We start from the raw sequence: 17,970 nt of genomic DNA on the forward strand, positions 1-17,970 counted from the left end.
TCGCGTGGTAGTTGAGATGGAACTGTTATCAAAAGAGAAAGTAGAAATTCGTGACGTTGAGAAAGGAAGCGAATATATCTCTAAGAAGATATTACTGGCTATTGAAGGCAAAATCGCTAATTCTTTCGTCAAAGGCGCGCAAGTAGAATATGGCGTAAAATATGATAACAATTACGTTATCTTTGTTACTGATGACATCCTTAATGAAGAGACGCTGAGAATATATTTATTTGATCTTAATGCAAAGTTAATTGACTACTTGTATATAGGTAGTGCTTATTCAACGGGATATTTACAAGACCTAACCCTTCAGAAAGACGGTTCAATATCTTTTTTGTTTATTGGGGATACACTTTGGAATGTGAAAGTATTATCCAAGGCAAGAATGATAATCCCTTTTGTATCTAACCCGAAGGGCGTCTCCCGGAAAAACGTATTTAGTAGCTTTATACAAGTTAGAGGTTTGCCAAAAACTGAAACCTAACAACACGCCCTGAGGGGGAAGGTAATCAGAGCGACCACATAAGTGCTTAGTTTTCCATCACCTCTTAAGCGGTTGGGAAATTTGGTTGGTGATTGAGCAGCCAAAATGAATCAAGCATTTTGGCTGCGATGAAAACCGGTGGGATGGATCAGCCGCGCGGTCTTTCTCTGAGGGCTGTGACCTGGTGAAATCCGATGCCCCAATTGTCGGTATCCACTTCATCAATCACCACAAAGGTGGTTTGCGGGTCTTTATCAAGAACATCGACAACAAGTTAGGTGGCACCTTGTATCAGCGCGTTCTTTTGCTGGCTGGTGACCCCTTCTTTGGTCACTTTGATATTGATATAAGGCATAACAATTTCCTCTGTGTCGACTTAGGCGTCGGCATACATTTTATTGACGATGCGCCATTGCCCGTCTTCCTTCAACAATCCCAGAAAGTCGATATAGGTACGGCCGAGCAGTGGGCACAACACCTTCACCATAGCTTGGTCATTGATGACATCGATGGCCAGCACGCGATAGCTGAACTCAGCGTCTTGCTGAGCGGGGATCTCGCGAGTGCTCACGAGATCTAGCCACTGAGACAAGCTGCGTCGTAACCCCGGCGCTTTCAAAACGGCGTCGGGATGAAAAATACGTTGAAGCTTTGCAATATCGGCTTCATGCAGCCCGGTAAAATAGTCATTCACGACAAATGCAACCAGGTCGAGATCTTGCTGAAACGGTTTCTGATGATTCATGACATCCCCTTGCTCAAGCCAATGCCGATTTGGGTTGCTCAGCTTGAAGTGACTGCTGGAAGCTGGGCATGGTGATGACCCGCTCAATCATCTGCGCAGTTTTCTCCGGGATGGTGATGGTCACCGGGAAGCTCGCGCCCCAGCGTGAATAGACCGCGAGCATAATGTCAGCGGCGGAAACCCGCTCCCCTCCCAAGAAGGGTTGATGCTGCAGTTGGATTTCAACGACTTGCCAGAGTGCGCTGATTGACGCGGCAGCAGCGTCAAATACTTGCTGGCGGGTGTCATTGTTGTCGATAGCGCTTGCTGCAAAGAATAAGCGGCTATAGGCCGGGTGCATGGTGGCATTGGCAAACATGATGTTCTGAATCGCTTGTTGCCACGCCTTGGGATCATCACTCGGCAGCAGGTGGCTGTCGTGTTTGGTGAGCAGATAGAGCATCACCGCCGCACCTTCACGGAGCGTTTGTTCGCCGTCAATCAAAACCGGAACGGTGCCGACCGGGTTAATGGTGTGGAAATCGGCAACACTTTGCTTGTCGATGAGCTGAACGGGTTGTTTGAGTTCACGCAGCACGACCTGGGTTGCCAAAGAACATGCGCCGGGTAAGTAATACAGTTGATACATAGTGTTTCTCCTTCTGGATGTTGAAGCCGCGGTGTTGAGCCAAACCGCTGTTTGTGGTGATCGCTTCTCGTCTGAGTTCATGCTTGTCGCTCAAGTTAATAGCGGCGAAGCGATGGAGAAAAGTGTATGTGCGTGATAGTGTTTTATATATAGCGACAATATGAACCAAATGTTTCTTTTGTGGAAACAGTAAAGGATCGCCAGACACAGGGAGCCGTGGATTCAGTGAATAAACTCCGTGCGATTGAATTATTTGTCCGCCTGGCCGATCTCGGGAGCTTTACGCGGGTTGCTGAACAAATGAATACTTCGAAGTCGATGATTAGTAAGGAGATTAGTCGGCTCGAGGATGAGCTGGGTGCGCGTCTGTTACACCGGACCACCCGCAACGTGCAACTGACCCATGTGGGAGAAGGGTATTTACAGCGGGCCCGGGAAATCCTCGCCAAACTGGAAGATGCGGAGACGTTTGTCCAAGACCTCCAGCAAACGCCGCGCGGCAAACTGAAGATCAACGCGCCCATGACACTTGGCCTGACCGATCTTGCAGTGATGTTCTCCGATTTTATGCGTGCTTTTCCTGACATTGAGCTGGACATTCACTTGGGGGATGAAGATGTCGACTTGGTCGAGCAAGGGTTTGACCTGGGCTTTCGTGCTGCCAGCCGCCCGTTTGACTCGACCTATGTGGGACGGCCGCTGACGACATTCAATTACCATATCTGTGCTTCGCCCCGGTACCTTGAGAGGCATCCATCGATTGAGCAACCGAACGATTTAAAGGAACATAATTGTTTTGAATACAGCTACTTTAAAGGGAAAAATGTTTGGCCTTTAGGAGACGGTATTCCGATTAACGGTTCCCTTCGGGTCAATAATGTGCTTTTTATCTTAGAAGCAATGAAAGCTGATCTCGGCATTGGTTTTTTACCGGACTTTGCTTGTCGCAGCGCTTTGGCTGAGGGGACGTTAGTTGAAGTGTTAGCTGATTTTAAAAAACCGCAGTTGACGCTCTACGCGTTATATCCGGCTAGGCATTTTGTCCCGGCCAAAGTGGTACAGTGTATTGAATTTTTGGAACAGTGGTTTTCCACACCGCGTCATTGACTTGTGAATGAAGTACCAGCTTAGGCGATAACAGAACATGAATAAAATCCTCATCATCGGCAACTCCGGCTCGGGAAAGAGCTGGTTATCTGCGCGTCTGTCGCATCAATTGCAGTATCCTGAAGTGAATTTAGATGCGGTTGTGTGGGAGCCCGGTGGCTTTCATCAAAAACGGCCGCAAGAAGTGATTGATGGCGAGTTGACACGATTATCACGGAGAACACACTGGGTGGTGGAAGGGGTATTTGGTGAGCTTGCCGAACAGCTCATCGACTCAGCCGATACTTTATTGTTTTTGGATATGGATTGGGAACTTTGCGAACAATCACTTCTTAGCCGAGGCTCGGAAAGCTCAAAGCAACTGGACCAGGGATTGGCTGAAAAGAATTTTCAGGATCTCTTGATTTGGGCATCGGCGTATTACCATCGGCAGTCAAAAAATTCGCGGGCGTTTCACCGCCGGTTATATATCGATTTCAGCGGTCGAAAACGGCATTTCACTCGCCGGGAGGACGTGGTGGTCTTTTTAAATACTGACGTTGCAGCACCCACTGAATGAAGTTGGACACGGATGAGTCGGTAATTAAAACCCCGATAGAAAAGGAATGACATGAAACATCAGGACCCATTGATTGAAGACCTTGTCCGGGCGCTTCAGGTGCAATATCAGCCGCATACGATTATTTTTTATGGCTCGCGGGCCAGGGGAGATGCCACCGCATCCAGCGACATCGATATTGCCTGTTTTGTCGATGATCACCCGGAACTGAAAGATGCCCGGTTGTTCCAGGGCGTTTATCTTGATAACTGGGTTTATCCGACGCAGGCCATGCAACACATCTCGAAAGACACGTTAAGATTTGCCGATGGTGATTGTCTGGTGGATCAACGTGGATTGGGGAAAGAATTCCTTGCCAAAGTCCGGAACAAACTCGCTGCTGGTCCGGAAAGATTAAGTGAGTCCGATCGCACGCACACCATCGAGTGGATTTCGAAAATGCTGAAACGTATCGAAACGGAAGATGTGGAAGGGATGTACCGGCGGTGCTGGCTTCAGCTCGAATTGTTAGAGATCTATTTTCAACTGCGGGGCCAGTGGTTCTTTGGACCGAAAAAGAGTCTCCAGTACCTGAAAAGTAAGGATCCTGTTGCTTATCACTTGTTTTCTGATACTTATCGGATGCCAACAGATCTGAAAAAGCTGCAATTACTCGCTCATCACGTCATTACGATTGACTCATTTAATGGTTGGGCCATATCGGAACAAGCCGGGTAAAGACGGTTATCTCTTCAACGCAGCGCTTCGCTGATTACCTTTATGATTTTTCAAACTTTTTACGTAGTACAATTATTTGAAAATGACATGCAGGATTGGCTTAATTTGATGGTTTTCTCAATAAATGGACAGTTGCTCCAGTTCTAATTCTTATGCTTATAGCTGACACAAATAATCTCGAACAAATGGGTTAGGAGTTGGTGATGTTTGTCAAAAACAGTTCTTTGGTTGTACTGGTGTTGCTGGCTGCATGTTCTAGCTCGAAAAACACAAGTGAGCAGGATCTGGCATTTCAGCTCAGTGATCTCAAAATGGTGAAAGCGCCGGAGTCTTCAGCCGGTGTCACCCCGACGTTTGAGTTGAAATCGAAAAGCCATAAACATTACTGGCAATGTATCGGCAATGAAGCCTGTGAAACCGAGTACACCGGTTCATTCTTTCTCCATGATACGGGGACAGGGGTCGTGCCTTTGTGGGCTTCGGTTGAAACTGATTTACTTTATGATACTTGTAACGTCAACTTTGAGTTGGATACCAATTCAGATCTGTATATGTTTCAAAAGAACGCCCAATACGCTGATTATGGCTGGTCTGGAAAAAAAGAAGGCAAAGTTGATCGGGTGGTCGGGAAAGCGATCCTGAGAAGTCCAATCTATGGGACTTGGGAAGTGACCTGGAAAAGTGATAACTGCTATTAAGTTAGCGGAAACCCCCAGCTGCCAGGCTGGGGTTTTTGTTTCGGTATCTTACAATCTCCCCAACCAGAAGTACCATGCATTGAATGACGATGACATGAAGCCTGAATGCGTCATGTTGATGTCCGGGGTACTTAATGGTGAGATGCATATTTTATTGTCCGCGCTATAGCTGTGGTTACTGGTTGTCGGCTAAAGCTAAGGTGATGCTTTGGTTGTGTTTGGTTCAATTTGTCAAAACGGAAAAGAGACTATGTACACCAAACGCCTGTCATGTATGCTTCCGGGAAATATGCATTACCATGCCCATATTGATATTAACCCGAGAGGTTTTCTCCGGGTGTACCTTGTTGAAAGTAATCAAGTTCATGAAGCAGAATTTGAAGATTTACGTTTTGAGCGCCACGGAAGCATCCCGAGTGTAGTCTGTTGTGAATATGCAAAACCGCCACAGAAAGACTGGCATGTTTATTTGTCGCTGAAAGATGCCAGGGAATTGATCAATTCAATTGTGGAAGCGAGTGAAGAATACGAAATATTGATGCGGGATTTGTAAGGGTAGGCTGAGCTTTCTGAATCTGGTTTTCTGGTCGTTAATATGAATTGCGAATACTGGGCCACCCATTGTAATTCCACCGCAGAAAAGGCACAGTCATGCACTTGTATGATTATTGCTGAGGTTTGGAGTTGAAGATGTTTGGTGACCATAAATACACGCTCGCAGGCTGTGTCGCTATTTTGCTGTGGAGTACGATTGTCGGCCTGATCCGCAATGTCACTGAGCAACTGGGGCCGATTGGCGGTGCCGCGATGATCTATAGCGTCAGCTCGGTGTTGCTGGTTTTATTTGTCGGCGCGCCGAAGTTGAAAAGCTTCTCAACCAAATATCTGTTATTAGGCGGCTTTCTGTTTGTCAGCTATGAAATTTGCCTGTCGCTGGCGCTGGGGATGGCCAATGACAGGGTTCAGGCGGTGGAGATGGGAGTGATCAACTATCTCTGGCCTTGCCTGACGGTATTGCTGGCAGTGCTGGTAAGCAACAAACCGGTCAATAAACTGCTTTATCCGGCGCTGGCACTGTCATTTGTTGGTGTCGCCTGGACAGTGAGCGGCGATCAGGGATTGTCAGCGGCGCAGCTGATGGCCAATGTTCAGACCAATCCGATCAGCTACACCTTGGCCCTGACCGGCGCCTTCCTTTGGGCGGTGTATTGCAATATTACTCGGCGGCTGGCGGATGGCAAAAATGCGATTACTTGGTTTTTTATCGCCACTGCTCTGGCGTTGTGGGTGAAATATGCCTTCAGCAGCGAGCCACCGATGGTATTGAACGCTGGCGTGAGCGTTGATCTGCTTCTGGTAGCGCTTGCCATGGGCGGTGGTTATGCGTTGTGGAATATCGGGATCATTGGCGGCAACATGATTTTCCTGGCAACTTTGTCTTACTTTACGCCGGTGTTTTCGACTTTCCTGTCGGCAATGATTTTGGATATCGAGCTGACCACCAGCTTCTGGCAGGGCGTAATCATGGTCACAGTTGCTTCATTACTGTGCTGGTGGCTGACACGGGAGAAACCGCAGCAGGCCCCTGAATGGGTTGAAGAAAGCGCCTGAACCATCAGCTTCGGCTAGCTAAATAGCGAGCAAGTTTCAGGAGATGCATTTAAGGGCGCGATAGCGGCGCAGTCTATGGTGATGGGTTTTTCATCACCTGGTACATCTGTGTTCGCATATCGGGGTCGACTCTTGTCACATTTCTGAATAGCGGCTGAATAGATAGTTTCTCTATCTGAATTTGTATGCGTTTCTTGCATATAAGTCCAATAAATGACGAGACCTTGTGACAAAACACTGTAATTACCTATTGGTAATTTATAAATATTTGGTATATTTCTCATTTATGTCTGAAGTTTCTATGAAGCCGCGTGCGCTTAATTTAGTATTCGCTTGATAAATTTCAGGGATAACCTCGGTTGCCACCACGGCAACCGAGGCGGCTTAGGGTGAAACAGGAAGTTGCAGCGCCCGACAGTAGCCCATTGGTCGATATTGGTTTGGACCGGCCCCGGTTCAAGCCTGATGAGTCTGACTCATGGAAGTAGCTGCAAACAATGTGATTTATTTAACAGGAAGTTATATGAAAAAGTTCACGATGCTCCCGTTGGCAGCACTGGTTGTCTCCAGCTTCGCGATGGCTGATGACATCAAGGTGTTCAAGTTCTCTGAAGACGGCACGCCAACAACCTTCGACCCGGTGCAATCAGGCACGACCTACGCCAATACAGTCACGACAGCTGTTTACGACACCCTGTACGAGTACAAATATCTGAAGTCTCCGTTTGAACTGAAGCCAAACCTGGCTGTCGATATGCCTCAGGTATCCGAAGACGGTTTGACATACACCATCAAACTCAAACAAGGTGTGAAGTTCATCGATGATCCGGCGTTTGAAGGTGGCAAAGGGCGTGAAGTGACCGCAGATGACTTTGTCTATTCGATTAAACGTCACTTTGATGTGAAGAACCGCTCTCAGGGCTCCTGGCTGTGGGCTGGCAAGATCGTTGGTCTGGATGCCTGGAAAGATGCAGGCTCGGACTATGCCAAAGAAATTGAAGGCCTGAAAGCGCTGGATCGCTACACGGTTCAAATCAAGCTGGTGAAGCCGTTCCCGCAGCTGACCTACACCCTGGCGATGGGTTACTCCGGTGTTGTGCCGGTTGAAGCCGTCGAGAAGTACGGTCGTGAATTGTCGATCCACCCGGTGGGCTCGGGTCCGTTTAAACTGGTTTCTCACAACAGCACCAAGACAGTGCTGGAGAAAAACCCGGACTACCGTCAGGAAACTTTCGATCTGGCCGGCGCTGGCTATAACGAAGAAATGCACGGTTTCACCGGCATTGCATCGCTGGATGGCAAGCAACTGCCGATTGTTGACCGTGTAGAACTGAACTGGATCAAACAAGCCTCGGCGCGCTGGAACTCGTTCAGCAAGGGCAGTGAGATTGTCAACACCACACTGCAGAATGAGCAAATGGATGAAGTACTGGCCAGCAAGCACCCGGTGAAGCTGAAACCGGAGTATGCCGAGCAGTTCAATTTCCGTGTCAATCCTGAAGCAGGCCTGGTGTACAACTTCTTTAACTTTGACGATGAGTACTTTGGTTACTCTGACGATCCGAAAACCAATGCGCAGAACAAAGCCCTGCGTTGTGCGATCGTGAAATCCTTCGACTGGCCGCAGCGGATCAGCCGCTTCTACCTGGGTATCGGCGAAGCATACCCTGGCTTTATCGTTCCGGGCACCGATGGCTTCGATCCGAACATGGATGATTCTTCCATCACACAGGATCTGGCTGGTGCGAAAAAACTGCTGAAAGAGTATGGCTGGAACAAGCAAAACTTGCCGGTGATTTACTACCCGGGCACGGCCAGCACACGAAACAAACAGTTCTTTGAGCAGTTCCGCGGCAACCTGACCAAGATTGGTTATCCGAAGAACAAGATCAAGCAGAAAACCTTCGCCACGTTCGGTGATTTCAACCGTGACGTGAAAAACAGCAAAACTCAGCTGATCCCAATGGGCTGGGGCCTGGATTATCCGGACGCCGAGAACACCCTGCAGCTGTTCTATGGCCCGAACCGCTCACCAGGTTCGAACAGTGCGAACTACAACAACCCAGAGTTCAATAAGCTGTATGAGCAGGCATCTGTGATGCAGCCAAGCCCTGAGCGGACGGCGCTGTATCAGAAGATGAACCAGATGGTTGTCGATGACTGTGTCGGCATTGGTGGTTACTCGCGCACGCGCATCCGGATGTGGCATAAGAACGCCATCATGTGGCCGCAGCGCGACGTGATGGGTAACTATCTGAAGTATGTTGATATCAAATCATAAGTAGCTGGGTCATTATGGAGATTTTAAAACACTGTTTCCGGAAGCTGATTTACAGCATCCCATTGCTTTTCGGGGTGACCCTGATCAGCTTCGTATTGATGGTTTATTTTGGTCCGGACAAGACGTATGACTTGCTGGGCCGGAACCCGACGATTGAGGAGATTAACGAGATCCGGCATCAGCTGGGTTATGACCGGCCTTTCTTTGTCCGTTACTTTGAGTACGTCAAGGAGGTGCTGGTATTTGACTTCGGCTATTCCGACTCGACCGGCGAGCAGGTGACGTCAATTCTGGCGAAAACCATTCCGGTATCCATCGCTTTGCAGCTGCCCGGCTTTATTCTGGGCAATGTGCTTGGGGTACTACTGGCGTTGTTTGCAGCGATGCACCGCTCAAGTTGGTTGGACAAGATGATCATGTCGTCTTCGGTGGTGGGGATGAGTATCTCCTACCTGATTGTCATTATCGCGACACAGCTGATTTTTTGCTCCAGTTATGGCCTGAATCTCTTCCCAGTCTATGGCTGGGAAGTGAATTCGCTCCCGGATTATCTCTACTACATCACGGTACCGACGATATCTTCGGTGTTCGTGGCGCTGGGCTACAATACCCGGTTCTATCGCGCTGTGATTGTAGAAGAGACGACCCGGGATCATGTGCGTACGGCCAAAGCGTTTGGCCATAGCGCTAATACGATCATCTTTAAACATGTCCTGAGAAATGCCTTGGTGCCGATTGTGACCCGCATTGTGTTCTCCATCCCGTTTGTGATTGTGGGTGGTGCACTGTTGCTGGAAAGTTACTTCGGGATCCCGGGTGTCGGACTAACGGCATATGATGCAATTACGACCGGTGATCTGCCGGTGTTGAAAGCGATTATCGTGCTGACAACCTTGTTGTTCATCGTGGTGGTGAGCCTGGTTGATGTGCTCTATCGCGCCGTTGATCCGCGTATTTCATTAAAATAAAGGACGCAAGCAATGTCGGAAGCAATTATGGAGCAGGGCGCGAGCGTGGCCAAACCGGCCAAACGAGAGTCTCTGTGGACGAAAGCTTTTTATAAATTTACCCGTGATAAGGTGGGGATGATCAGTCTGTCGGTGGTATTGCTGTACTTTGTGGTGGCGATACTGGTCTGGTTCGGGTTGATTGCCCAAGACTGGGACGCGCTGCTGGCACCGGGTCAGATGGGGCCGACGGCAGAGTACTGGTTTGGCACCAATATAAACGGCCAGGATATTTTCCAGCGGGCGATTTACAGCACCAAAACAGCGTTTGAAGTGGGCCTGACCGTGGCGATTGTCGCCACGATCACCGGTGCGCTGGTGGGGGCGACCACCGGGTACTTTTCAGGTACCGTTATCGATGAGCTGTTTCTGTGGCTGATGAATTGCCTCGATTGTATCCCGTACTTCCTGATGGTCGCGGCGTTTGCCGTGGCTCTGGCGGAAAACCCATATGCCATGCACATCGCTATGATGTCCTGTTTCTGGATGGGCACGGCACGTCTGGTGCGTGGTGAAGTGATCAAACTGAAAAACATGGAATTTACCGAAGCGGCCCGGTCGCTCGGGGTTCCGGTCTATCGCGTGATCTTTAAACACCTGTTGCCGAATACCTCGCACATTCTGCTGGTGGAAATGACGCTGCTGTTTATCACGGCGATCAAGAGTGAGGTCATTCTGAGCTTCCTTGGACTGGGTGTGAAGGACAGTATCAGCTGGGGTCTGATGATTTCGGAAGCGAGTGGCGAAGTCACCGCCGGTCATTTCTGTAACTTCTTCGCTGCCTCCGGCCTGCTGTTTGTGCTGGTCCTGGCATTCAATATGTTCTCTGATTCGCTGCAAGACGCGCTGGACCCAAGGAAGATTTAAATATGTCTGAGCAAACCCCATTGCTGTCAGTGGAAAATCTGACCGTCGAATTTAAAACAGACAAAGGCACGGTTCGCGCGATTAACGGCGTGAACTTCAAAGTCATGCCGGGCGAGACGGTGGCGATCGTCGGTGAATCCGGCTGTGGTAAGTCGGTTAGCTCGCTGTCGATTATGGGTCTGGTTCCATCGCCGCCGGGTAAAATTGTCGATGGGAGTATCAAGTTCAAAGATCGTGAGCTGATTGGCCTGGGCGAGAAGGAGTACCGCAAGATCCGGGGCAATGAGATCTCGATGATCTTCCAGGAACCGATGACGGCCCTGAACCCGGTACTGAAAATCTCCACGCAGATGATCGACGTGATCCGTCTGCACAACGATGTGAGCAAGGCGGAAGCGCGCAATCGGGCGATTGAGATGCTGGATAAAGTCGGCATTCCGTCACCGGAAAAACGTATCAATCAGTATCCGCATGAGCTGTCCGGCGGGATGCGCCAGCGGGTGATGATTGCCATGGCGCTGTCTTGTGGTCCGGAACTGCTGCTGGCCGATGAGCCGACCACCGCGCTAGATGTGACCATCCAGGCGCAGGTGATGGATGAGATGGTGCGGCTGCAAAAAGAACTGGGCATGGCGGTGATCCTGGTGACCCACGATCTGGGTGTGGTGGCCGAGTCCTGTCAGCGCGTGGTCGTGATGTACTGTGGTCAGATCATCGAAGAAGGCCCGGTTGAAGAAATCTTCGCCAATCCGAAACACCCGTACACCAAAGGGCTGCTGGAGTCGATCCCGGTTGTTCGTGACAAGAAGATCCCGCGTCTGCCGACCATCAAAGGTGTGGTGCCGGATCTGTTGCACTTGCCGGAAGGTTGCCGTTTTGCGGATCGCTGCGACAAGGTACAGTCGGAATGTCGCCAGGCAATTCCGCAATTGACCGGGGACGTGCATCACAGGGTCGCCTGTTTTCGTCCGAATGGAGATGGACAATGAGTGAAGTATTACTAGAAGTGAACGGCCTGAAGAAGCATTTTGCTGCCGGTAGCCGTTTCTTTGGCACCCAGACATTGTGTAAGGCCGTGGACGATGTCAGCTTTACCATTGAGCGCGGCAAAACGTTAGGTCTGGTCGGTGAATCCGGTTGTGGTAAGTCGACTTTGGGTCGCTGTGTCTTGCGCTTGCACGAGCCGAGTGGCGGCGAGGTCAAGCTGGAAGGTAAGGATATTGCCCATTTCAGCGCCAAAGAGATGAAAGCGGTTCGCCGTGATATTCAGATCATCTTCCAGGACCCGTATGCATCGCTGAACCCACGGATGACGATCCATGAAATCCTGCGTGAGCCGCTGGATACGCACCAGATCGGCACGCCACAGGAACGGGAAGATAAGATTGCTGAAGTCATGGCGATTGTGGGCCTGCGTCCACAGGTGCTCAACCGTTATCCGCATGAGTTCTCCGGCGGTCAGCGCCAGCGGATCGGGATTGCCCGGGCGCTGGTGCTGGAGCCGAAATTTATCGTCGCGGATGAGCCGGTGTCTGCGCTGGACGTCTCGGTCCAGGCTCAAGTGCTGAACCTGATTGCTGAATTGCAGGAAAAGAAAGGCATTTCATTTCTGTTTATAGCCCACGATCTGGGCGTGGTTCAGCACATCTGTGACGAAGTCGGTGTGATGTACCTGGGGCGGATCGTGGAAAAGGCACCGGCGGAGGTGCTGTACCGCAACCCGAAACACCCGTACACCCAGGCCTTGCTGTCGGCGATCCCGGTACCGGATCCAACGATCAGTAAAGAGTCGCTGAAGCTGGAAGGGGACGTGCCGTCGCCGCTGTCACCACCGAGCGGTTGTACGTTCCGGACCCGTTGCCCGCATGCCACTGAGCAGTGTAAGCAAACCCGCCCGGAAACCCACAACACGGGCGAAGCAGGTGTTGAGCATTTGGTTGCTTGTCATTTGTTTAACTGATCCGGTTTCACGGATCCAGAAATCACGTTCATCGTGAACAAAGCCAGCCGGTTTCGGCTGGCTTTTTTTTAGCCACTCGTTTATTAATCTCGGCCGATACTGAGGCCAGCACGTCCAGATGGGTAGAGACACTGATTCCGGCCCCATCTCGCGACGCAGGTAGTCTCCATGGGGGATGAACGCTGTGGTTATCGCGGTGATGCTCCAGCTTTGCTGGTGAGAAAAACAGCGGCTGAAGGTTTCACAGAACAGTCGTTGTTTTGAACGGTTGGGCGCTGATTTTAACTATAGTTGAAAGGGTTAAGCAGCGAGGATTTGGTATGGACTGTATTTTTTGTCAAATTGCCAGCAATGCGATTACAGGTAAGCGGGCTTACGAGGACGATCAGGTGGTTGCTTTTTATGATAATAATCCGCAGGCGCCGACGCATATTCTGATCATCCCGCGCCAGCATATTGCCACTACGAATGAACTGGAGTTAAACCATAGCCCCTTGATTGGTCATATGGTGCTGACCGCGACCAAGCTGGCTAAAGAGCTCTCCCTGGCTGAAGATGGCTATCGACTGGTCTGGAACTGTAATCGTCAAGGGGGTCAGGCGGTCTATCATATTCACCTCCACCTGCTGGGGGGGCGGGCGATGCGCTGGCCGCCGGGCTGAGAATTCAGGTTGAGATAACATCTTGAAGGTGAAGCGTTTGACATTTTTCCTGTGCCTGTCTTAACTGGTCTAATCAGTCAATGAATAAGGATAGATGCTATGGACAGCCGAGTCGCGGGTGCGAATGCAATGTTGAAACAATTCGCTGAGCAACATGTCAAACTAATTGATTACTGCTCGCCAGAGATCCTGGCGATCAGCGACGATCATCTGGCGCTGTCGATTCCGCTTAATGAGCACACCAAAAATCACTTGCAAAGTATGTACTTTGGTGCACTGGCAATTGGAGCGGATGTTGCGGCCGGTCTACTGGCGATGGAAATGGCGGCCCGCTCAGGGCTGACGTTATCGCTGGCCTTTAAATCGGTTCAGGGGGAATTTCTGCGTCGTCCCGAACAGGATGTGATCTTCAGTTGTCATCAGGGCGCGCTGATCCGGGATATGCTCCAACGCTGCCGTGAGACCGGCGAGCGGGTGAATGAGCCGGTGGAGGTGGTGGCCACTTGCCCGAGCCAGGATGGTGATGCGCCGGTTGCTCGGTTTACTCTGACGCTATCACTCAAGGTCGTTCCGGCGACGGCTTCAGCTTAATTGCAAAAAGTATCTGGCGCATAAAGCTTGCTGCGGGGCTGAGTCGGCGCCCCGCACGTCTTCAATCCGAGGTAATCTTTACTTCCCGTCACACACCTGGGTGGCATGGACAGTGACGCCGAGCATCGATGCAATCAAGGCGCATTCCAGTCCGAACGGCAGATAACCGGCGTAGCCTAATAAAGGCATCTCGAACAGGTAGAAGCGATCGACATACGGAATGTTGTAGATCCACGGTGCTTTGCTGCCGAAATTCCACAGCTCCCACAACAAGCCGCATTGCAGACCTGCCAGCGCCGGAAGCGCGAACGGGCGCCAGTCGCCGCCCGGTATCACCGTGAACAGGGTCGGTTTTCCAGCCAGAGTTTCCAGCGCAACCAGCACAATTAAAGGGGATACCCAAACCAAGGGGAAGAAGCTGTCTGGCCAGGCCCCGAGCGCAAATAGTGACGCGATGGCGGCCAGTAAAGCCAGCCCGGCCAGCAACTTCGGTCGGGGGACCGGAAAGGTCACGTACCGGGTGAAGGCGCGCTGACAGCGCTGAAAGCCGGCCAGCCAGTAGAGGGTACTCATGACCGCCGGTAAGACGGTGGAGAAAGACAAGCTGGCGGTCAGGGTACGGGTCAGTGGGGTGATTGGCGGGCCGATGTAATACCAGTTGTGAACAAACAGGTTAAGGTACTCAAAGAACCACCAGAACACTGCACTCACGAGAAACAACCACCCAAAGCGACCGGGTTGGCTGCGGATCAGGCTGTTGCCGTGTTGCTTTTCACACCATGCATTGATGAGCAGAATATAACCGAGCCAAAGCGGCGTGAAGGTGTAACGTTGCCAGGGTGGTCCGCCGGGAATATCGGCCCAGGCCAGTCCCCAACTTGAGGTGAGGAGAATAAGCCCCAGCCAGCCCCACTTGGGAAATGCAGCACTAGGTTTGCAAGCCGAGTGGTTCATGGGAATGCTTCCAACTGGCGGATACGCAAGCCGGTAGAGGAAGGGGAGTGTGCAACAGCCAATCAACAGGGCCAGCATGACAAAGACGGGCCATGAAAATGCCGGCTTCTCGACATACAGAGTTGAAGGCATGAGCGTGAGATAGGGGGCAAGCGGCTTGCCGGAAAACATTACCCCAACCAACGGCGGGGCAATGAGCAACACGCCGGCGATGAGCAGCCTGAGAAACTTCCAAGTCATGTTTCCAAGTGTCCGTTGTTGCGATGGTACCGGGGTCATGGTGGGGGCGGTACATCCGATGGTGGAGCAATCTTAGTGTTGGTTTTGCGTGTGTTTACAGGGTTTGAATCTGGAGGGGCATTGAGTATTTGTTCATGATTCTGCGACATTGCAAACTGTAATTTCGATTTTAATTGTGTTTGTTTTTCTTTGGCGCCATGGCCCAGTAACAGAGAAAAAAGTCGAGTAAGTCCCATGCATTTTCTCCTTTCATTGGCATTGAGAAAGGTTTCTCCGTTGAAACCGAACAATTCATTGAATTATTTATTCATAAGTTTAGGTGACATAAAAATAACTGCCATCAGCGCGTGGTGCAGAATGAATACAGAGACTATCAGCAGGTGATGGGTTATTTGTGGTTCTTCGGATCTTTGCTCAAGCTCCAATAACGCTGCATTTCCAAATAAAGGAAGGACGCTGTCCAGGTAATTAAAACCAGGCCGGTTAATGATTCAATACCGGTTAAAAATCGAAGATGGCCGACCGGTTCGATATCCCCGAACCCCAGCGTTGTATAGGTGGTAAAGGAGAAGTACACACAGTCGAGCAGGCTGCTGTCGAAGTTTCCGGTCAGTTCGCCCCAGTGATCTGAATGATGCAGTCGATAGTAAGCAATTGCAAAGATCCAGACCTCAACGGTATGGGCGATCAGGGCCCCCATGACCCCGATCAGAATCTTGAATCCATGGAGCATTGGGATTTTGGGGATGTACAAACTCATTTGCCGCAGAAACGCGTAGTGAAGAATGACGGTTATAGCAACAATGGCACTGTTGACCAGAAATAGCGTTATCACGTGATCTCCTCGTAAATTCTTACATTTTATTTTGTGTTTCGGTGCGTCATACAGTCCATGAGTTGCTTTCAAATCAGGGTAGATCAGCACTTGCTATATACTTAATTTTACAATGTTTTTATGTGAATCATAACACTTCATGCGCAAAGGGCATGGCTTTGTGGCATAAGTTGCGCTGTTTGAATTTAATCAGAGGGGTTCATATAATCCGGGCGAGTTGCCCGCTATTTATCGTACGAAAGGTTCAAGCCCAATGTGGATAAGGTTTTTGCTCGTTTTTTTCTGGCTTGTGCCGGCGGCTGCGTTTGCTCAGTCCCACCCGATCGTGCTGTTGATCAACTCTTATGACTCCCAGTATCCCTGGAGTGAGGCACTGACCCGCGGCGTGAAAGATGAGTTCTCCGCAACCATTCCAGATTATGACCTGCATGTGGAGTATATGGATGAGCGCCGCTTCTTGGATGATGAGCAATACCATCGCCTGCTGGTGGATTTGCTGAAGTATAAATACCGGCGTTACACCCCGGAGATTATTATCGCAGGCGATGATCTGGCCTATAACTTCATGCTGGAACATGCCGAAACCCTGTTTCCGGGAACCCCAGTCGTGTTTAGCGGGGTGAATGTATTTGATCCCGATGCATTGGCGGACAAACCGAACTTCACCGGAATCCAGGAAGGGATGGAAATTCAGGGCAACCTAGCCTTGATTCGGCAGCTTCAACCTGAGGTTGAGCGGATTGTTTTGTTGGGCGATCGGACCGAGTTGGGCCAAAGGATGGTCCGCCGGGCGCTGGCGATCAAAGCCCAATGGGAAACCGACTCGGCCAAGTCCCGGGTTCAACTGGATATCTGGGATGACTTTACGCTGCGTGAGTTAAATGAACGAGTGAAAGTGCTTGGAAAAAATACCGCCATTCTGATGATGGCGATACATATGGATAATGAAGGCACTTATTTTTCCTACCGGTACGATCTGCCGTTGTTGGCAAAGCATAGCCCAGTGCCCATTTACGGGATGTGGGGGACATTGTTGATCGGCAACTGTGTGATTGGGGGGCTGATGAATGATCCATACCAGCATGGCCGAAATGCAACTAAAATTGCCGTTCGTATTTTGAATGGAACACCGGTCGAGACAATTCCGGTCAAGGATAAGGCCGCGTATGCCCCAGTGTTTGATTATCCTGTTCTGGAGAATTTCCAAATCGATTTGGATCGGCTGCCACCGGACAGCAAAATCGTGGGTAAACCGGTTTCGTACTATGAAGAGCATATGGCGCTGGTAAACACGACTGTGGCCGTGGTGCTGGTGTTGCTGGGGATTATCTCTGCTCTGATGGTGAATATTTATCAGCGCCGGCGGGCACAAAAACAGTTGGATGAATTTAACCATTCACTGGAAACCTTGGTGGAGCGAAGAACTCAGGAGCTGGATGCGCGGAATCAGGAGCTGAAGAAAGCATCGAAAATTTTACAGTCCCTGGCCTATACCGACCCGTTGACCGGGCTGGGCAATCGCCGGGCGGGGGCGAGTGAACTGAAGGCTCGCATAGAGCGCCGTCAGGATATGGAGCCACTGTGCCATGTCGCTTTACTCGATATTGATTTTTTCAAGCAGATCAATGATACCCACGGCCACCCAGCCGGGGATGCCGTGCTGTGCGCTGTCGGTCAGGTGTTAACGGAGAATATTCGTGCTACCGATCGGGTCTATCGCTGGGGGGGAGAAGAGTTTTTGCTGCTGATGACTTGTCAGGAAGCGGGGGAGTGTGCCGAGCTGCTCCAGCGACTACGGACTCAAATTACGCAGCTGTCGGTGGGTGACGTTGAGCGTATCACGATCAGTATCGGCACCGCAGCTTTTGTGGGTGATGATAGTTTTGATTCTATTTTGCATCGGGTCGATCAGGCGTTGTATGCAGCGAAACATAACGGGCGAAACCAGGTCGTGGCTTTCTAGGTCTGTTCGCGGGTAAGTGAAGGCGTCACTTGTGTTTGAGCCAGAATAGTGGGCTGGTGAG

At 50.5% G+C, this 17,970-nt stretch carries 19 protein-coding genes and 1 pseudogene; 15 read left to right on the forward strand and 5 right to left on the reverse strand.

All coding sequences use genetic code 11. The features are described from left to right. The first annotated feature begins 16 nt into the window (after positions 1 to 16). Positions 17 to 484, forward strand: coding sequence for a hypothetical protein (locus tag NNL38_RS05950; RefSeq protein WP_255390103.1), 468 nt, complete (start codon positions 17 to 19; stop codon positions 482 to 484). Between the two features lie 148 nt (positions 485 to 632). Here the strand turns inward: NNL38_RS05950 and NNL38_RS24835 are convergent. From NNL38_RS24835 to NNL38_RS05965, 3 genes and pseudogenes are all read right to left on the reverse strand, one after another. Next, positions 633 to 839, reverse strand: a pseudogene (locus NNL38_RS24835) (tautomerase family protein). A 21-nt stretch (positions 840 to 860) separates the two neighbouring features. Beyond that, positions 861 to 1,229, reverse strand: coding sequence for a nuclear transport factor 2 family protein (locus NNL38_RS05960; RefSeq protein WP_255390104.1), 369 nt, complete (start codon positions 1,227 to 1,229; stop codon positions 861 to 863). 13 nt (positions 1,230 to 1,242) lie between these two features. Further along, entirely contained in the window at positions 1,243 to 1,857 is a 615-nt protein-coding gene (locus tag NNL38_RS05965) for a glutathione S-transferase family protein (RefSeq protein ID WP_255390105.1), read from the reverse strand. A gap of 225 nt (positions 1,858 to 2,082) precedes the next feature. On the opposite strand from NNL38_RS05965, the gene NNL38_RS05970 reads away from it, so the two are divergent. The 13 genes from NNL38_RS05970 (at position 2,083) to NNL38_RS06030 (ending at position 13,917) form a co-directional block, all read left to right on the forward strand. After that, the gene (locus NNL38_RS05970) at positions 2,083 to 2,964 is read left to right on the forward strand and encodes a LysR family transcriptional regulator (RefSeq protein ID WP_255390106.1); all 882 of its coding nucleotides are present in this window, start codon (positions 2,083 to 2,085) and stop codon (positions 2,962 to 2,964) included. Positions 2,965 to 3,001: 37 nt separating this feature from the next. Continuing rightward, positions 3,002 to 3,523 carry a P-loop NTPase family protein gene (locus NNL38_RS05975; RefSeq protein WP_255390107.1) on the forward strand — a complete coding sequence of 174 codons (522 nt, stop codon included), beginning with the start codon at positions 3,002 to 3,004 and terminating at the stop codon, positions 3,521 to 3,523. Between the two features lie 51 nt (positions 3,524 to 3,574). After that, positions 3,575 to 4,240, forward strand: coding sequence for a nucleotidyltransferase domain-containing protein (locus tag NNL38_RS05980; RefSeq protein ID WP_255390108.1), 666 nt, complete (start codon positions 3,575 to 3,577; stop codon positions 4,238 to 4,240). A gap of 203 nt (positions 4,241 to 4,443) precedes the next feature. Next, positions 4,444 to 4,938, forward strand: coding sequence for a hypothetical protein (locus NNL38_RS05985; RefSeq protein ID WP_255390109.1), 495 nt, complete (start codon positions 4,444 to 4,446; stop codon positions 4,936 to 4,938). Positions 4,939 to 5,188: 250 nt separating this feature from the next. Then, positions 5,189 to 5,491: a hypothetical protein gene (locus tag NNL38_RS05990; protein ID WP_255390110.1), complete on the forward strand. Its 303-nt coding sequence runs from the start codon at positions 5,189 to 5,191 to the stop codon at positions 5,489 to 5,491. Positions 5,492 to 5,628: 137 nt separating this feature from the next. Further along, entirely contained in the window at positions 5,629 to 6,549 is a 921-nt protein-coding gene (yddG, locus tag NNL38_RS05995) for an aromatic amino acid DMT transporter YddG (RefSeq protein WP_255390111.1), read from the forward strand. Positions 6,550 to 7,072: 523 nt separating this feature from the next. Further along, on the forward strand, positions 7,073 to 8,830 hold the full coding sequence (locus NNL38_RS06000; protein WP_255390112.1) for an ABC transporter substrate-binding protein: 1,758 nt from the start codon (positions 7,073 to 7,075) through the stop codon (positions 8,828 to 8,830). Positions 8,831 to 8,844: 14 nt separating this feature from the next. Then, entirely contained in the window at positions 8,845 to 9,798 is a 954-nt protein-coding gene (locus NNL38_RS06005; protein WP_255390113.1) for an ABC transporter permease, read from the forward strand. A 12-nt stretch (positions 9,799 to 9,810) separates the two neighbouring features. Continuing rightward, the gene (locus NNL38_RS06010; RefSeq protein ID WP_255390114.1) at positions 9,811 to 10,704 is read left to right on the forward strand and encodes an ABC transporter permease; all 894 of its coding nucleotides are present in this window, start codon (positions 9,811 to 9,813) and stop codon (positions 10,702 to 10,704) included. A gap of 2 nt (positions 10,705 to 10,706) precedes the next feature. Beyond that, positions 10,707 to 11,693, forward strand: coding sequence for an ABC transporter ATP-binding protein (locus NNL38_RS06015; protein WP_255390115.1), 987 nt, complete (start codon positions 10,707 to 10,709; stop codon positions 11,691 to 11,693). Then, complete coding sequence (locus tag NNL38_RS06020) at positions 11,690 to 12,664, forward strand: ABC transporter ATP-binding protein (RefSeq protein ID WP_255390116.1); 975 nt, start codon at positions 11,690 to 11,692, stop codon at positions 12,662 to 12,664. The genes NNL38_RS06015 and NNL38_RS06020 overlap by 4 nt, the downstream gene beginning before the upstream one ends. A 320-nt stretch (positions 12,665 to 12,984) precedes the next feature. Then, positions 12,985 to 13,326, forward strand: a complete 342-nt coding sequence (locus NNL38_RS06025) for a histidine triad nucleotide-binding protein (protein WP_255390117.1) — start codon at positions 12,985 to 12,987, stop codon at positions 13,324 to 13,326. Positions 13,327 to 13,425: 99 nt separating this feature from the next. Continuing rightward, complete coding sequence (locus NNL38_RS06030) at positions 13,426 to 13,917, forward strand: PaaI family thioesterase (RefSeq protein ID WP_255390118.1); 492 nt, start codon at positions 13,426 to 13,428, stop codon at positions 13,915 to 13,917. A gap of 78 nt (positions 13,918 to 13,995) precedes the next feature. Here the strand turns inward: NNL38_RS06030 and NNL38_RS06035 are convergent, their stop codons facing one another. Then, a complete protein-coding gene (locus NNL38_RS06035; RefSeq protein ID WP_255390119.1) occupies positions 13,996 to 15,111 on the reverse strand; it encodes a hypothetical protein in 1,116 nt (371 codons plus the stop codon). A gap of 388 nt (positions 15,112 to 15,499) precedes the next feature. After that, positions 15,500 to 15,946, reverse strand: coding sequence for a potassium channel family protein (locus tag NNL38_RS06040; protein ID WP_255390120.1), 447 nt, complete (start codon positions 15,944 to 15,946; stop codon positions 15,500 to 15,502). 253 nt (positions 15,947 to 16,199) lie between these two features. Between NNL38_RS06040 and NNL38_RS06045 the strand changes: the two genes are divergently transcribed. Then, positions 16,200 to 17,909: an ABC transporter substrate binding protein gene (locus NNL38_RS06045; RefSeq protein ID WP_255390121.1), complete on the forward strand. Its 1,710-nt coding sequence runs from the start codon at positions 16,200 to 16,202 to the stop codon at positions 17,907 to 17,909. Positions 17,910 to 17,970: the final 61 nt, after the last annotated feature.

The sequence above is a fragment of the Photobacterium atrarenae genome (assembly GCF_024380015.1).
GTDB lineage: Bacteria > Pseudomonadota > Gammaproteobacteria > Enterobacterales > Vibrionaceae > Photobacterium > Photobacterium atrarenae.

Bases quoted from the DNA above. Each gene is read 5' to 3' on its own strand.
- NNL38_RS05950 (WP_255390103.1), top strand. From the start codon at position 17: ATGGAACTGTTATCAAAAGAGAAAGTAGAAATTCGTGACGTTGAGAAA.
- NNL38_RS05960 (WP_255390104.1), bottom strand. From the start codon at position 1,229: ATGAATCATCAGAAACCGTTTCAGCAAGATCTCGACCTGGTTGCATTT.
- NNL38_RS05965 (WP_255390105.1), bottom strand. From the start codon at position 1,857: ATGTATCAACTGTATTACTTACCCGGCGCATGTTCTTTGGCAACCCAG.
- NNL38_RS05975 (WP_255390107.1), top strand. From the start codon at position 3,002: ATGAATAAAATCCTCATCATCGGCAACTCCGGCTCGGGAAAGAGCTGG.
- NNL38_RS05980 (WP_255390108.1), top strand. From the start codon at position 3,575: ATGAAACATCAGGACCCATTGATTGAAGACCTTGTCCGGGCGCTTCAG.
- NNL38_RS05985 (WP_255390109.1), top strand. From the start codon at position 4,444: ATGTTTGTCAAAAACAGTTCTTTGGTTGTACTGGTGTTGCTGGCTGCA.
- NNL38_RS05990 (WP_255390110.1), top strand. From the start codon at position 5,189: ATGTACACCAAACGCCTGTCATGTATGCTTCCGGGAAATATGCATTAC.
- yddG (WP_255390111.1), top strand. From the start codon at position 5,629: ATGTTTGGTGACCATAAATACACGCTCGCAGGCTGTGTCGCTATTTTG.
- NNL38_RS06000 (WP_255390112.1), top strand. From the start codon at position 7,073: ATGAAAAAGTTCACGATGCTCCCGTTGGCAGCACTGGTTGTCTCCAGC.
- NNL38_RS06005 (WP_255390113.1), top strand. From the start codon at position 8,845: ATGGAGATTTTAAAACACTGTTTCCGGAAGCTGATTTACAGCATCCCA.
- NNL38_RS06010 (WP_255390114.1), top strand. From the start codon at position 9,811: ATGTCGGAAGCAATTATGGAGCAGGGCGCGAGCGTGGCCAAACCGGCC.
- NNL38_RS06015 (WP_255390115.1), top strand. From the start codon at position 10,707: ATGTCTGAGCAAACCCCATTGCTGTCAGTGGAAAATCTGACCGTCGAA.
- NNL38_RS06020 (WP_255390116.1), top strand. From the start codon at position 11,690: ATGAGTGAAGTATTACTAGAAGTGAACGGCCTGAAGAAGCATTTTGCT.
- NNL38_RS06025 (WP_255390117.1), top strand. From the start codon at position 12,985: ATGGACTGTATTTTTTGTCAAATTGCCAGCAATGCGATTACAGGTAAG.
- NNL38_RS06030 (WP_255390118.1), top strand. From the start codon at position 13,426: ATGGACAGCCGAGTCGCGGGTGCGAATGCAATGTTGAAACAATTCGCT.
- NNL38_RS06035 (WP_255390119.1), bottom strand. From the start codon at position 15,111: ATGACTTGGAAGTTTCTCAGGCTGCTCATCGCCGGCGTGTTGCTCATT.
- NNL38_RS06045 (WP_255390121.1), top strand. From the start codon at position 16,200: ATGTGGATAAGGTTTTTGCTCGTTTTTTTCTGGCTTGTGCCGGCGGCT.